This is a genomic window from Citrobacter sp. JUb117 (genome assembly GCF_024809055.1).
Lineage (GTDB): Bacteria > Pseudomonadota > Gammaproteobacteria > Enterobacterales > Enterobacteriaceae > Citrobacter > Citrobacter gillenii.
This window is the reverse complement of the sequence record NZ_JANUFB010000002.1, coordinates 470,137-485,057: the sequence shown is the minus strand read 5'-3', so window position 1 is coordinate 485,057 and position 14,921 is coordinate 470,137. Positions and strand designations below refer to the sequence as shown.

Below are 14,921 nucleotides of genomic sequence, written 5' to 3'. Positions count from 1 at the left end.
ATATGACGGTTTTCTTTCTCTGTGAAAATGATCCTGGTTTTTACTAGAAATAATTATTTTATAGTGATCGGTGTCACGATAGTGGCGTTGGGAGGCGCCATTAGTGGTTCTGTTAGTTATTCTGTAGGGAAATGAGGGAGAGTTAATCATTGGCGCGTTAGTGGTATTCTTAGCGCTTAAGGAACCCGACATCGACTTAACCACGCGTGACAGGTAAAAACGAACGGAATGGCAAACAAGACCCGAATCAAAGATATTGCAATGGCGTGCGGTGTGTCGATTGCCGCCGTGTCCCGGGCCCTGAAAGGGCAGCCAGGACTGAGCGAAGAGACCCGGCAGCGGATACTGGCGATTGCCGAGTCTGAAGGTTACGATTTCGGTCGTTTGCGCAGTGGCCGCATTAAGCGGCTGCTATTTCTGCTGCACCGCGAGCACAATATAGCCAGTGCATTGCCGTTCTATTCCAGCGTGATGCTTGGGGTGGCTGACGCCTGCCGGGAAAACGATATTGCGATGAGTTTCTTGCCGATTGGCCCGGAAGATTCGCTGGCTGAACTCATTAATTTGCATCAGCCTGACGCGCTGATTGCCGCAGGGTATCTGGAAACGGAAACTCTGGTCGAGCTGCGTAAACTGGCACTGCCGGTCACGCTGGTGGATCTGTGGGCAGCGGATTTTCCCTGCGTCAATCCGGATAACTTTCATGGGGGCTTCATTGCGACACGGCATCTGCTTGAACAAGGGCGCAAACGCATTGCGTTTCTCGGCCATTCGCAACGCCATTACAGTATCCGCCAGCGCGTAGAAGGATATCAGCAGGCGTTATTTGACGCCGGGCTGTCTTTACCCGCGGAATATCGTGTTGAAGCACCGCCGGTCAAAGATATTGAACAGGCGCTGGTCGAGGGCATGGACAAACTGTTAGCTCTGCCGCAGCCGCCGGATGCTATCTTTGCCTATAACGATATTGCCGCGCTGGTGGCGATGCGCGTCTGCGCGCGTAAGGGGATCAACGTGCCGCAAGATATCGCGATTGTTGGCTTTGATGACATCGATGCCGCTGCCTGGGCGCATCCGGCGTTAACCACCGTGGCGGTAGATAAGCGCGAGCTTGGGCGAGATGCGTTTCGTTTACTGCTCAGCGAGCAACATGAGCGAAATTTGCTGCTGCCGGTGCGGCTGGTGATCCGCGAAAGCTCGCTGAGTGCGACCGCACATTCACAGTTGCACCCTACGCGGTAATCCGGCACAGTCACGCCATGAAGAACAAAGGGCTCTCACAGTGAAACGACTCATCATTGGTATTTCTGGCGCCAGCGGTGCAATTTATGGCGTGCGGCTGTTACAGGTTTTGCGTGACGTTGCTGGTGTGGAAACCCATCTGGTGATGAGTGCGGCGGCGCGTCAGACCCTGGCGCTGGAAACAGACCTGTCCGTACGTGAGGTGCAGGCATTAGCCAATGTGAATCACGACGCGCGTGATATCGCCGCCAGTATTTCATCTGGCTCATTCCAGACGGCGGGGATGGTCATTCTGCCTTGTTCCATTAAAACACTCTCCGGTATCGTCCACAGTTATACCGATGGGCTGCTGACCCGCGCCGCTGACGTGGTGCTGAAAGAGCGTCGTCCACTGGTGCTGTGCGTACGTGAGACACCGCTACATCTGGGGCATCTGCGATTGATGACCCAGGCGGCGGAAATAGGCGCGGTAATTATGCCGCCGGTTCCGGCATTTTATCATCGTCCCCAGACGCTTGATGATGTGATTAATCAAACGGTTAACCGTGTACTCGACCAGTTCGACATTGCTCTCCCACACGATCTGTTTACCCGCTGGCAGGGGGCATAAGCCGCTCCGCCAGCGTGCATATCTGCATTCCTTGCCCTGTTTCAGGGCAATTTTGTAACCGCGATCATATCCTCAACATTTAATTCGTTAAAACGTAACGAAACGCTGCGGTTCAACCGTCATACCTGCTATCTTCAAAATCAGGACAATATTGCAACGTTTTATTAACATATTTAACGTCGAATATCCTCATCGACGCGAAAATGGCATAAGACCTGCATGAAAAAGTCTGCAAACACACAACACAACGTAAAACATAATAAAATTTCGCCACTTGAGGGTTATGTATGAAGAAGACGGTACTTGCTTTGTCATTGCTGGTAGGACTTTCCGCCACCGCGGCCAGCTACGCAGCGCTTCCGCAGACAGTTCGTATTGGTACAGATACCACCTACGCCCCTTTTTCCTCTAAAGATGCCAAAGGGGATTTTGTCGGGTTTGATATCGATCTCGGCAATGAGATGTGTAAACGTATGCAGATCAAATGTACCTGGGTTGCCAGTGACTTTGATGCGCTGATCCCCTCTCTGAAAGCGAAGAAAATCGATGCCATTATCTCCTCTCTGTCTATTACCGAAAAGCGCCAGCAAGAAATCGCGTTCTCAGACAAACTTTACGCCGCAGACTCACGTCTGATTGCTGCGAAGGGTTCCCCGATCCAACCGACCCTTGATTCGCTGAAGGGAAAACATGTTGGCGTACTGCAAGGCTCAACCCAGGAAGCCTATGCTAACGATACCTGGCGCAGCAAAGGCGTGGATGTGGTGGCCTATGCGAACCAGGATCTTATCTATTCTGACCTGACGGCAGGACGTCTGGATGCCGCGTTGCAGGATGAAGTTGCGGCTAGCGAAGGATTCCTGAAGCAGCCTGCGGGCAAGGACTACGATTTTGCGGGTCCTTCGGTAAAAGACAAAAAATACTTTGGTGACGGAACCGGGATTGGCTTACGCAAAGATGACGCAGAGCTGAAAGCGGCCTTTAATAAAGCGCTCGGTGAACTGCGTCAGGATGGGACTTACGACAAAATGGCGAAAAAGTACTTTGCCTTTAATGTCTACGGCGACTAATACGCCAATACGGGAAGCGATTGCACCGTAACGGGGAACGATTACGGTGCATGATAGTTACAGTGCACTATTTTGGTGCTTTTATCGCTGACATAATGAGCATGAATGCATACTTAAGCGCTTTTCATGCAAAAAAATACCGCCAACAGGGCAGAATGCTTTGCCATGTTGGCCTGATTAATGGCACGATAACTGCACCTGGTCCTGTAAAGATCCCCTATAAAAGACAGTCTGTTGAGGATAGTTATGAAAAAACTGGTGTTGTCTCTTTCTCTGGTTCTGGCGTTCTCCAGTGCTACCGCAGCATTTGCCGCTATTCCGCAAAAAGTGCGGATCGGTACCGACCCCACTTATGCCCCGTTTGAATCGAAAAATTCGCAGGGTGAATTAGTCGGTTTTGACATCGATCTGGCAAAAGAACTGTGCAAGCGTATTAATACACAATGTACCTTCGTTGAAAACCCGCTGGATGCGCTGATCCCTTCGTTAAAAGCGAAGAAAATTGATGCCATCATGTCGTCACTTTCGATCACTGAAAAACGTCAGCAGGAAATCGCCTTTACCGACAAGCTTTATGCAGCAGACTCTCGTCTGGTGGTCGCGAAAGATTCGGCTATCCAGCCGACCATTGAATCGCTGAAAGGCAAGCGTGTCGGTGTACTGCAGGGCACGACTCAGGAAACGTTTGGCAATGAACACTGGGCGCCGAAAGGTATTGAAATTGTCTCCTATCAGGGGCAGGACAATATCTACTCTGACCTGACGGCCGGGCGTATTGACGCCGCGTTCCAGGATGAAGTTGCGGCCAGCGAAGGTTTCCTGAAGCAGCCGGTAGGCAAAGATTACAAATTCGGCGGCCCGTCTGTGAAAGACGAGAAATTGTTCGGAGTGGGTACCGGTATGGGGCTGCGCAAAGAGGATAACGAACTGCGCGAAGCACTGAATAAAGCGTTTGCAGAAATGCGCGCTGACGGAACTTACGAGAAGCTGGCGAAAAAGTACTTTGATTTTGATGTTTATGGCGGTTAATCACCGCTGGTGCTGATAAAGCCCGTAGATTTTTGACGTGTTGAATTTATGCCTGATGGCGCTGCGCTTATCAGGCCTACAGCGATTTTGTAGGCCGGATAAGGCAATGCCGCCATCCGGCATTTAACAGTTTGTCTGAAATCAAAAGAGGCTTCTTACTTCACCACACACGACAGGACAGGCAGCATGTTGTATGGCTTTTCAGGTGTTATTTTACAGGGCGCAATCGTGACGCTTGAGCTTGCTCTTAGCTCGGTGGTACTGGCGGTTCTGATAGGCCTTGTCGGCGCGGGCGCAAAGCTGTCGCAAAGCCGGGCAATGGCGCTGATTTTCGAAGGGTACACGACGTTGATCCGTGGGGTACCCGATCTCGTCTTGATGTTGCTCATTTTCTACGGATTACAAATCGCACTGAACACGGTCACTGACGCGGTTGGTATCAGCCAGATTGATATTGATCCGATGGTGGCGGGGATTATTACGCTCGGTTTTATCTACGGGGCCTATTTTACTGAAACGTTCCGTGGCGCGTTTATGGCGGTTCCAAGAGGCCATATTGAAGCGGCGACGGCGTTTGGGTTTACCTCTTCGCAGATTTTTCGCCGGATTATGTTCCCGGCGATGATGCGCTACGCGCTGCCGGGGATTGGCAATAACTGGCAGGTCATTTTGAAGGCGACGGCGCTGGTTTCGCTGCTCGGACTGGAAGACGTGGTGAAAGCGACACAGCTTGCCGGGAAGAGCACCTGGGAGCCATTCTATTTTGCCGTCGTGTGCGGGCTTATCTATCTGGTGTTTACCACCGTGTCTAATGGTGTGCTGCTGTACCTTGAGCGCCGCTACTCTGTGGGTGTGAAGAGGGCTGACCTGTGATTGAGATTATTCAGGAGTACTGGAAATCCCTGCTGTGGACCGACGGCTATCGCTTTACCGGCGTAGCGATCACCCTGTGGTTGCTGATTTCATCCGTAGTGATGGGCGGCATTCTGGCGCTGTTTTTGGCGATTGGTCGCGTATCCAGCAATAAGTTTATCCAGTTCCCCATTTGGCTATTTACCTATATTTTCCGTGGCACGCCGCTTTACGTTCAGCTACTGGTGTTTTATTCCGGGATGTACACGCTGGAAATTGTCAAAGGGACGGACCTTCTCAACGCGTTTTTCCGCAGCGGGCTGAATTGCACCGTGCTGGCATTAACGCTGAATACCTGCGCCTATACCACCGAGATCTTTGCCGGGGCGATTCGTTCGGTGCCTCATGGTGAGATTGAAGCCGCACGCGCTTACGGTTTTTCTTCATTCAAGATGTATCGCTGCATTATTTTGCCCTCCGCATTGCGTATTGCGCTGCCTGCGTACAGCAATGAGGTTATTTTAATGCTGCACTCAACGGCGCTGGCCTTTACGGCCACGGTACCGGATTTGTTGAAAATTGCCCGCGATATCAACTCGGCGACCTACCAGCCGTTTACCGCCTTCGGTATTGCCGCCGTGCTGTATTTGATGATTTCGTATGTCCTGATCAGTCTGTTCCGTAAAGCGGAAAAACGCTGGTTGCAGCATGTAAAACCTTCGACGCACTGAGAACATGATGTCTGAGAATAAATTAAACGTTATCGATTTACACAAACACTACGGCGAACATGAAGTGCTGAAAGGGGTATCGCTGCAGGCCAATGCGGGTGATGTGATCAGTATTATCGGCTCGTCAGGCTCTGGCAAAAGTACGTTCCTGCGCTGTATTAACTTTCTTGAAAAACCGAGCGCCGGGTCGATTGTGGTCAGCGGTCAGAACATTGGCCTGGTCCGTGACAAAGACGGTCAGCTTAAGGTGGCGGACAAAAATCAGCTGCGCCTGCTGCGTACGCGCCTGACCATGGTCTTTCAACACTTTAACCTGTGGAGCCACATGACGGTGCTGGAAAACGTCATGGAAGCGCCGATTCAGGTATTAGGGCTGAACAAGCAGGAAGCCCGCGAGCGTGCGGTGAAATATCTGGCTAAAGTGGGTATTGATGAACGCGCTCAGGGTAAGTATCCGGTGCACCTGTCCGGTGGTCAGCAGCAGCGTGTCTCCATTGCGCGCGCGCTGGCTATGGAGCCGGAGGTTCTGCTGTTTGATGAACCGACGTCAGCGCTTGACCCAGAGCTGGTGGGGGAAGTATTGCGTATCATGCAACAGCTGGCCGAAGAGGGGAAAACCATGGTGGTCGTCACCCACGAAATGGGGTTTGCCCGTCATGTCTCCACGCACGTGATTTTCCTGCATCAGGGGAAAATTGAAGAAGAAGGCGATCCGGAGCAGGTCTTCGGTAATCCGCAAAGTCCACGTTTACAGCAGTTCCTTAAAGGATCGCTGAAATAAGCGCTTGATTGCCCGGTGGCGTTTTTGTTGCTTACCGGGCCTTCGGCTTCCCGCACTCCAGACGATAACCCCAGTCGTCATAATGCACACCATTCACTTCATAGGCTTGCTCGAGCACCTGTGTGCGCACAAAACCGGTCTTTTCCAGTATGCGTACCGAGCCTTTGTTGTCCGCCAGCACCCACGCGTTTATCGCCATTACGCCAGCGTGTTCAAAGGCATAGTCGCACACCGCGCGTACCGCTTCACTGGCAATCCCTTTTCCCTGAGCGCGTGAAATAATGCAATAGCCAATATCAGCCTCTTGCGGAAAGTGATGACTAATCTGCAAACCAATATCACCGAGCGGAGTCGTGTCATGATGTTGGCGGATGACAAACGTATGGGGTGCATTAAGGCGCCGGGCGAACAGCAGGCGTGTTTCTTTTATCGGGGAGATAGTGCCCATAAAGCGCATGATGTCCGGGTTTTCGCGTAGTCGCAGGAAAAACGGCCAGTCAGTCGGTTGAAACGGGGAGAGGATAAGTCGCGGGGTGGTAATTATCGCCATAAATTCGCCATTACAGAAGTCAGGCTTATAACCTTACCACCGTAATGGCGACAGTGAACAGTCTTCGCGCTTATCGAATGACGTCGGCCAGTGCTTCCTCTAAATCATACCAGCGAAACGCAAAACCAGACGCTTCCAGCCGCTTAGGTAATGCGCGCTGACCGCCGAGAACCAGCACCGAGGATTCCCCCATCAGCAAGCGCATTGCGGTTGCGGGAACGCGTAAGACAGCAGGGCGATTCAGCGCATGGCCCAGCGCATGGGCAAATTGCTCATTACGCACCGGGTACGGCGAGACCATATTGAATGGGCCACGCAAATCGTTATCCAGCAGCCAGATGATCGCATTGACCATATCATCAATATGGATCCAGGCCAGATACTGACGTCCGTTACCGATGGGGCCGCCCAGACCAAGGCGAAACGGCGGAACCATTTTTCCGAGGATACCGCCCGCAGGTGCCAGTACGACACCGGTACGCAGCAGGCATACGCGCGTGTTATCGCTTTGCGCGCCGCAGGCAATTTGCTCCCACCGGGCGCAGAGCTTATGGGTAAATTCATTGTGCGGCGGTTCTTCTTCCGTGACGACGACTTCACCTAAGTCACCGTAGTATCCGGCAGCCGAACCTGAGATCAACGCCGTCGGTGGCGTATCGCTGGCGTTGATTAAATCGACCAGTTTCTGGGTGATACCCCAGCGACTTTGGCACAAACGCTCCTTTTGCTCAGCCGTCCAGCGCTTATCGGCGATGGGCTCTCCGGCAAGGTTAACAATCGCGTCGATGCCATTGAGGTTGGGCCTGTCCTCCAGCCCTTTCCACAGCGTAACCCGGGAGTCCAGAATCTGACGGGCCTTATCAGGGGTACGTGTTACAACGCTTATCTGATGCCCCAATTCCAGCAAACGGGGGATCAGATGGCGTCCAATCAGGCCAGTACCACCGGTAATCAGAATCTGCATATTGCCTCCCGGATAACGATTAACGCTGCCAGCTCAGCGTCATGGACACGGAGTCGGCGTAACGCAATGCGTGAAGTTTATCGATCTCTACTTCAGCATAAGTGACCCAGTGATGTTCGCGTGCGATATCGAGCACATCTTGGGTTAATTTTTCTAACAATGAGAAGCGGTTACTCTCTACGTGCGAAATAATGCTCTTGGTAATGGTGCGATAATTCAACGCATCGTTGATATCTTCGCTGGCGCGGGCTTTGTCTGCCGGGTAGTGGATGGCGATGTTAATGACGATATCCTGACGGTTCAGGATCTCCTCTTCTTTGATGCCAATAAACGTGCGCAGACGAAGGTTTTTTATACGAATAATTGCGTCAGGTTGTGACATTGCAGGTTTCCTCCATGTATGAACCTCTTAATGATACACGAGAATCGAATCGCGTTACCGGTTCTCACTCGGCGCGTGCTGCATCGCACGTTCCGTGGCGGGACGGGTACGAATGCGTTCGTACCAGTTATTAACCGCCGGATAGGTATCGAGGTCGATACGCTGACGCTGATGAGCATGAATCCACGGCCAGCAAGCAATATCCGCAATGCTGTAGTGATCGCCACCTAACCAGGGGGACATTTCCAGACGTTTGTTCATCACGTTGTACAGACGCTGAGTTTCAACCTGATAGCGCTCAATGGCGTAAGGGATGGTTTGGGGTGCAAAATGATTAAAATGATGATTCTGGCCCAACATGGGACCCAGACCGCTCACCTGCCAGAACAGCCACTGCAACGTGGTGTGGCGTTCGCGTAATTCACCGCTGAGCAGCTTGCCGCTCTTCTCTGCCAGATAGAGCAAAATTTCACCCGATTCAAACAGGCTGAGCGGCCTACCGCCGTCCTCCGGGGCGTTATCGATAATGGCCGGGATTTTATTGTTCGGCGAGATCTGCAGAAAATCCGGATGAAATTGATTCCCTTTGCTGATATCGACAGGAATCAGACGGTATTTCAACTGCGCCTCTTCGAGAAACAGCGTGATTTTGTGACCGTTGGGCGTTGGTGTGTAGTAGAGGTCGATCATTTTCAGCGTCCGTTGAGTGATGAACCGGGTCATGACAAGTATAGAGCCTGTTGGCGTGCGTGAGTTTTCATCAAGTGACAGGGTGAGAAAGACTCTATATTTTGAAAGCTAGCCAATCCAATCCCGAGGTCATTATGAGCAAACCTGCAATTACGCTGTGGTCAGATGCCAACTTTTTCTCCCCCTATGTGTTGTCCGTTTACGTTGCGCTACAGGAGAAAGGGCTGCCTTTTACGCTGAAAACCGTTGATCTCAGTGCGGGCGAGCATTTACAACCCGCCTGGCAAGGATATGCGCTGACGCGTCGCGTCCCGGTTCTTGAGATTGACGGTTTTGAATTGAGCGAATCATCGGCGATTGCCGAGTTCCTGGAAGAGACCTTCTCGCCGCCGCAGTGGGAACGCATCTATCCGCATGATGTGCAAAAACGCGCGCGTGCCCGCCAGGTTCAGGCGTGGATCCGCAGCGACCTGATGCCTATTCGTGAAGAACGTTCCACGGACGTTGTGTTTGCTGGGGTGAAGAAAGCGCCGTTGAGTGAAGCGGGTAAAGCCAGCGCAGAAAAATTGTTCGCCACGGCGGGAAGTTTGCTTGCTCATGGGAAACAAAATTTATTTGGCGAATGGTGTATCGCAGATTGTGATTTAGCGCTAATGCTTAATCGTCTGGTGCTAAACGGAGATGACGTTCCACAGGCGTTAGCAGACTACGCCACCTTCCAGTGGCAGCGGGCTTCGGTACAACGTTTTATCGCGCTTTCAGCGAAGCGTTCCTGCTGATAATCGAGCGATAATCCAGTATCATTAAACGGTATTATACGACGAGGAGTGAGTGATGAAGCTGATGTTCGCATCGGACATTCATGGGTCGTTGCCAGCCACGGAGCGCGTACTTGAACTGTTTGCCCAAAGCGGGGCGCGATGGCTGGTGATATTGGGTGATATTTTAAACCACGGACCGCGTAATGCGCTGCCACAAGGTTATGCACCTGCGCAGGTTGCTGACCGCTTGAACGCGCTGGCGTCACGTATTATTGCGGTACGCGGTAATTGCGATAGCGAAGTGGATCAGATGCTCCTGGATTTTCCAATAACTGCGCCATGGCAGCAGGTTCTGATGGATAATCAGCGGCTCTTTTTGACGCATGGGCATCTTTATGGCCCGGAAAACCTCCCGGCGCTGAATGCGGGTGATGTGCTGATTTATGGGCATACGCATCTGCCGGTTGCCGAGAAGCGTGGTGATATTTACCACTTTAACCCCGGCTCGGTCAGTATTCCGAAAGGGGGTTTTACGGCAAGTTACGGGATTCTGGATGATAATGTTCTCAGCGTAATGGCACTCAATGATCAAAGTATCATTGCGCAGATCGAGATTAATCCGTAAGTTACCCCACAAACGTAAACGCGCCGTAAGAGCGCTAGAAAAAAGAAGGTTTCCTGATGGTGGAACAGCATCGTTTGGCAAGTACGGAATGGGTGGATATTGTGAATGAAGACAATGAAGTCATCGCACAGTCCAGCCGTGAACAAATGCGGGCGCAGCGCTTACGTCATCGCGCAACGTATATCGTCGTGCATGATGGTATGGGCAAAATTCTGGTTCAGCGTCGTACCGAGACAAAAGATTTTTTGCCCGGCATGCTGGATGCTACCGCGGGTGGTGTTGTTCAGGCTGATGAGCAAATGCTTGAATCTGCCCGCCGTGAAGCGGAAGAAGAGTTGGGCATTGCAGGCGTACCGTTTGCTGAACACGGTCAGTTTTATTTTGAGGACCAACACTGTCGCGTATGGGGAGGGCTGTTTAGCTGCGTATCCCACGGGCCGTTCGCGCTGCAGGAAGAAGAAATTAGCGAAGTCTGCTGGCTAACGCCGGAAGAAATTACCGCGCGCTGTGATGAGTTCACACCGGACTCGCTGAAAGCGCTGGCGCTGTGGATGACCCGCAACGCCAAGAATGAAGGGGCGAAAGCCGAAAAACAGGAAGAGGCGGAGTAAACACCGCTTATCCAGCCTACCCAGTAATGCAATCGGGTAGGCCGGGTGACACGCTTTGACATCGCCAACCGGCGTTGTGAATTAGTGATACCCCATTATCTGCGCACCAATCACCACCACGCTGGACATAATAAACAGCAGGCCCAGCAGTGTGGCACCTACCTTCAGCCAGTTACGGAAGTCCACCCGGCAAACGCCTAACGTCGCCATTAATGATGCTGATGTTGGATAGATAATGTGGCTGAATCCGTCACCAAACTGGAAGGCCAGCACGGTCACCTGACGGTTTACGCCGACTAGATCGCCCAGAGGCGCTAACAGTGGCATAGTGAGCGCTGCCTGACCCGAACCGGAAGTGACGAAGAAATTAAATACCGCCTGGAACAGCAGCATAAACCACGCCGCAATGGCATTGTCCAGGCCGCTAATGCCGTTGGCAATGCTGTGCAGCAGGGTATTCAGCACACTCGCATCGCCTGCCTCACCATTACCAACCAGCAGTAATATCCCCTTGGCAAAACCGACCAGCAGGGCCGGGGCAATCATCATGCGTGCCCCCTCAGTGAATGAGGAAGCCATGATGTTAACCGTCATTCCGTTGAGCCGGAAGACAACGCCGATAATGCCAATCACCAGACCCATAGTGAAAAACTGGCTGGCGATTTCAGGAATGAACCATGCGTTGACGATAACGCCCCAGACAACCCAGATCATTACCGCAGTGAGGACGATCAGTACCAGCCAGTCACCCAGCGTGAAGCGTCGCTCTACCACCTCGTCCTGCTGTTCGCGGAAAAAACGGTCTGATTCATGAACGCGGGATAGCAGGGGGTTTTTCTTGATGCGTGTTGCGTAGGCCAGCGTAAAAGTCAGGCCAATCATTGTGGCAACGACCCACACCACGATACGTAAACCAGAGCCGGAGAGTACCGGGACGCCTGCAATGCCCTGTGCGACAACCACACAGAACGGGTTCATCCATGAACTGGCAAAGCCGATTTGGGTGGCAATGTAGGTCACCAGCACGGTGGTAATACTGTCGTAACCTAAGCGCACCATGAGTGGGGCGATGATAATGGCAAAGGCGACCGCCTCTTCTCCCATACCAAAGACCGCGCCACCCAATGAGAAGAGGATAAACAGCACCGGGATGAACAAGACCTCGTTACCCCGGGTATGGCGGATGAGCGCCAGGATGCCGTTATCAATGGTTCCGGTGCGCATAACAATGCCAAACGCGCCGCCGATCACCAGCATAAACATAATGATGCCAACGGCAGTACCGAATTTAGAGCCGGAGGTTAACCCTTCGAACGGAAAATTCATCAGCCCGGGACTTTCATCGCCGGTGGTGAAAAATTTCACCCGGTGATACTGCTCTTCGCCGGCATCGTTGGTCAGAATGCGAAAAGAGTGGGGATCGACCACTTTACGGGTTTTGGTTTGCCCATCAACCTGGTACTGCACTTCTTGACTGTCGAACATGCCGACGGGAACAACCCAGGTGGCCAGGCTGGTTAAAATAGCGACGAAAAAAATAATCACCAGCGTATCGGGCATAGCCCATTTTTTCGCGGATTGTGATTCTGTAACTGCAGACATGACAGACTATCCCTGTTGCAAAGCAAAGAGACTAAGTATGAGAAGAGAAGAATAGTTATTCATTGATGCAGCGCAGCTAAGCAAAATTTTCAGAATTTGCGACTGCAATTGCGGAGATAAAAAAGCCGGAAATATCAGCTATTTCCGGCTTTCATGAGCATGATGTGTAGGCCGGATAAGGCGCTTGGCGCCACTATCCGACACACGCAGCAAATTACTGCTGTTGCTGGGAAGACTGGATCGCGGTCAGTGCGATGGTGTAGACGATATCGTCTACCAGCGCGCCACGAGACAGATCGTTCACCGGCTTGCGCATACCCTGCAGCATCGGCCCGATGGAGATCAGGTCGGCAGAACGCTGTACCGCTTTGTAGGTGGTGTTACCGGTGTTCAGATCCGGGAAGATGAACACGGTAGCGCGACCTGCAACCGGAGAGTTCGGCGCTTTAGATTTCGCAACGTCAGCCATAACAGCGGCGTCGTACTGCAGCGGACCGTCGATCATCAGGTCTGGACGTTTTTCCTGAGCCAGACGCGTTGCTTCGCGGACTTTCTCAACGTCGCTACCTGCACCAGAGGTGCCGGTAGAGTAGGAGAGCATCGCTACGCGAGGTTCAATACCGAAGGCCGTTGCGGAGTCTGCGGACTGGATGGCGATTTCTGCCAGCTGTTCTGCAGTCGGATCCGGGTTGATCGCGCAGTCGCCGTAAACGTAAACCTGATCCGGCAGCAGCATGAAGAACACAGAAGACACCAGAGAGCTGCCCGGTGCAGTTTTGATCAGCTGCAGCGGTGGGCGAATGGTGTTTGCGGTGGTGTGAACAGCACCGGAAACCAGGCCGTCAACGTCGTCCTGCTCCAGCATCAGGGTACCGAGAACCACGTTGTCTTCCAGCTGTTCGCGGGCAACGGTTTCAGTCATACCTTTGTTTTTACGCAGTTCGACCAGGCGGGCCACGTAGCTTTCGCGAACCACATCCGGGTCAACGATTTCTACGCCTGCGCCCAGTTCAACGCCCTGAGACGCTGCAACACGGGTGATTTCATCCGGGTTACCCAGCAGTACGCAGGTCGCGATACCACGTTCAGCACAGATAGCTGCCGCTTTAACAGTACGCGGTTCGTCGCCTTCTGGCAGAACTACGCGTTTGCCTGCTTTACGCGCCAGCTCAGTCAGCTGGTAGCGGAACGCTGGCGGAGACAGACGACGGCTGCGCTCAGAGGTCGCAGTCAGGGATTCAACCCAGTCAGCGTTGATGTAGTTAGCAACGTATTCCTGAACTTTCTCAATGCGCTCGTGATCGTCAACCGGGACTTCCAGGTTGAAGCTCTGCAGGCTCAGGGAGGTCTGCCAGGTGTTGGTGTTTACCATGAATACCGGCAGACCGGTTTCAAATGCACGTTCGCACAGTTTTGTAATGCGCGCGTCCATTTCGTAACCGCCAGTCAGCAGCAGAGCACCGATTTCTACGCCGTTCATTGCCGCCAGGCATGCTGCAACCAGCACGTCAGGACGATCGGCAGAGGTCACCAGCAGAGAACCGGCACGGAAATGCTCGAGCATGTGCGGAATGCTGCGTGCGCAGAAAGTCACAGACTTCACGCGACGGGTATTGATATCGCCTTCGTTAACGATGGTGGCGTTCAGGTGACGCGCCATATCGATTGCACGAGTGGCGATCAGATCAAAGCTCCACGGCACCGCGCCCAGAACCGGCAGCGGGCTGGATTCTTGCAGTTTAGCCGGGTCAACTTTAACCACTTTCGCTTTGGAGGAGTCGTCAAAAATTTCGGACAGATCCGGGCGAGTACGGCCCTGCTCATCAACCGGTGCGTTCAGTTTGTTAACGATAACGCCGGTGATGTTGGTATTTTTAGCGCCGCCGAAGCTGCTGCGAGTCAGTTCAATACGCTCGTTCAGCTGTTCCGGGGTGTCAGTGCCCTGAGACATTACGAAGACGATTTCCGCATTCAGCGTTTTCGCAATTTCGTAGTTCAGAGACTGAGCGAACTGGTGCTTACGGGTTGGGACCAGGCCTTCAACCAGCACCACTTCAGCATTTTTGGTGTTCGCGTGATAGTTTGCGATGATCTCTTCCATCAGCACATCTTTCTGATTGCTGGAGAGCAGAGACTCAACGTGGCTCATCTTCAGCGGCTCAGCGGCTGGCAGAGACGAGTTCGCACGGACAATCGCAGTAGTCTGGTCTGGCGCATCGCCACCGGCACGCGGTTGAGCGATCGGCTTAAAGACGCTCAGACTTACGCCTTTACGTTCCATTGCACGGATCACGCCAAGGCTGACGCTGGTCAGACCGACGCTGGTTCCGGTAGGGATCAGCATAATAATACGGGACACGGTTTATCCTCTTTCGTTACCGTCGATTTCGACGGGTTACAAAACAGCACCGCCAGCTAGGC

At 52.7% G+C, this 14,921-nt stretch carries 16 protein-coding genes; 10 read left to right on the top strand and 6 right to left on the bottom strand.

Translation table 11 applies throughout. From position 1 onward, the window contains the following. The first annotated feature begins 228 nt into the window (after positions 1-228). The 7 genes from M2374_RS06135 to hisP all read left to right on the top strand — a co-directional run bounded on the left by M2374_RS06135 (position 229) and on the right by hisP (position 6,315). Entirely contained in the window at positions 229-1,242 is a 1,014-nt protein-coding gene (locus M2374_RS06135) for a LacI family DNA-binding transcriptional regulator (RefSeq protein WP_117343401.1), read from the top strand. Positions 1,243-1,282: 40 nt separating this feature from the next. Next, on the top strand, positions 1,283-1,852 hold the full coding sequence (locus tag M2374_RS06130; protein WP_181688912.1) for a UbiX family flavin prenyltransferase: 570 nt from the start codon (positions 1,283-1,285) through the stop codon (positions 1,850-1,852). Positions 1,853-2,139: 287 nt separating this feature from the next. Beyond that, positions 2,140-2,922, top strand: a complete 783-nt coding sequence (gene argT / locus M2374_RS06125) for a lysine/arginine/ornithine ABC transporter substrate-binding protein ArgT (protein WP_096756351.1) — start codon at positions 2,140-2,142, stop codon at positions 2,920-2,922. 246 nt (positions 2,923-3,168) lie between these two features. After that, on the top strand, positions 3,169-3,951 hold the full coding sequence (gene hisJ, locus M2374_RS06120; protein ID WP_096756352.1) for a histidine ABC transporter substrate-binding protein HisJ: 783 nt from the start codon (positions 3,169-3,171) through the stop codon (positions 3,949-3,951). 186 nt (positions 3,952-4,137) lie between these two features. Beyond that, positions 4,138-4,824, top strand: a complete 687-nt coding sequence (locus tag M2374_RS06115) for a histidine ABC transporter permease HisQ (RefSeq protein ID WP_096756353.1) — start codon at positions 4,138-4,140, stop codon at positions 4,822-4,824. Then, a complete protein-coding gene (hisM, locus tag M2374_RS06110; RefSeq protein ID WP_096756354.1) occupies positions 4,821-5,534 on the top strand; it encodes a histidine ABC transporter permease HisM in 714 nt (237 codons plus the stop codon). The genes M2374_RS06115 and hisM overlap by 4 nt, the downstream gene beginning before the upstream one ends. 7 nt (positions 5,535-5,541) lie before the next feature. After that, a complete protein-coding gene (hisP, locus tag M2374_RS06105; RefSeq protein ID WP_096756355.1) occupies positions 5,542-6,315 on the top strand; it encodes a histidine ABC transporter ATP-binding protein HisP in 774 nt (257 codons plus the stop codon). Between the two features lie 31 nt (positions 6,316-6,346). Here the strand turns inward: hisP and M2374_RS06100 are convergent, their stop codons facing one another. The 4 genes from M2374_RS06100 to yfcG all read right to left on the bottom strand — a co-directional run bounded on the left by M2374_RS06100 (position 6,347) and on the right by yfcG (position 8,901). After that, the gene (locus tag M2374_RS06100) at positions 6,347-6,865 is read right to left on the bottom strand and encodes a GNAT family N-acetyltransferase (RefSeq protein ID WP_137362126.1); all 519 of its coding nucleotides are present in this window, start codon (positions 6,863-6,865) and stop codon (positions 6,347-6,349) included. 70 nt (positions 6,866-6,935) lie between these two features. Continuing rightward, positions 6,936-7,829, bottom strand: coding sequence for a TIGR01777 family oxidoreductase (locus tag M2374_RS06095; protein WP_096756357.1), 894 nt, complete (start codon positions 7,827-7,829; stop codon positions 6,936-6,938). Between the two features lie 19 nt (positions 7,830-7,848). Continuing rightward, on the bottom strand, positions 7,849-8,211 hold the full coding sequence (gene folX / locus M2374_RS06090) for a dihydroneopterin triphosphate 2'-epimerase (protein ID WP_096756358.1): 363 nt from the start codon (positions 8,209-8,211) through the stop codon (positions 7,849-7,851). Positions 8,212-8,265: 54 nt separating this feature from the next. Next, positions 8,266-8,901 carry a GSH-dependent disulfide bond oxidoreductase gene (gene yfcG, locus M2374_RS06085; protein ID WP_181689115.1) on the bottom strand — a complete coding sequence of 212 codons (636 nt, stop codon included), beginning with the start codon at positions 8,899-8,901 and terminating at the stop codon, positions 8,266-8,268. Positions 8,902-9,035: 134 nt separating this feature from the next. Between yfcG and yfcF the strand changes: the two genes are divergently transcribed. From yfcF to yfcD, 3 genes are read left to right on the top strand one after another with little or no spacing between them, the layout of a single operon-like run. Next, positions 9,036-9,680, top strand: coding sequence for a glutathione transferase (yfcF, locus tag M2374_RS06080; RefSeq protein WP_115257901.1), 645 nt, complete (start codon positions 9,036-9,038; stop codon positions 9,678-9,680). 55 nt (positions 9,681-9,735) lie between these two features. After that, positions 9,736-10,287, top strand: coding sequence for a phosphodiesterase (gene yfcE / locus M2374_RS06075; RefSeq protein ID WP_137362127.1), 552 nt, complete (start codon positions 9,736-9,738; stop codon positions 10,285-10,287). A 56-nt stretch (positions 10,288-10,343) separates the two neighbouring features. Continuing rightward, positions 10,344-10,898, top strand: a complete 555-nt coding sequence (gene yfcD / locus M2374_RS06070) for an NUDIX hydrolase YfcD (protein ID WP_096756361.1) — start codon at positions 10,344-10,346, stop codon at positions 10,896-10,898. A gap of 81 nt (positions 10,899-10,979) precedes the next feature. Here the strand turns inward: yfcD and yfcC are convergent, their stop codons facing one another. Beyond that, on the bottom strand, positions 10,980-12,500 hold the full coding sequence (yfcC, locus tag M2374_RS06065; RefSeq protein WP_117343405.1) for a putative basic amino acid antiporter YfcC: 1,521 nt from the start codon (positions 12,498-12,500) through the stop codon (positions 10,980-10,982). A 214-nt stretch (positions 12,501-12,714) separates the two neighbouring features. Then, positions 12,715-14,859 carry a phosphate acetyltransferase gene (pta, locus tag M2374_RS06060; protein WP_096756363.1) on the bottom strand — a complete coding sequence of 715 codons (2,145 nt, stop codon included), beginning with the start codon at positions 14,857-14,859 and terminating at the stop codon, positions 12,715-12,717. Positions 14,860-14,921: the final 62 nt, after the last annotated feature.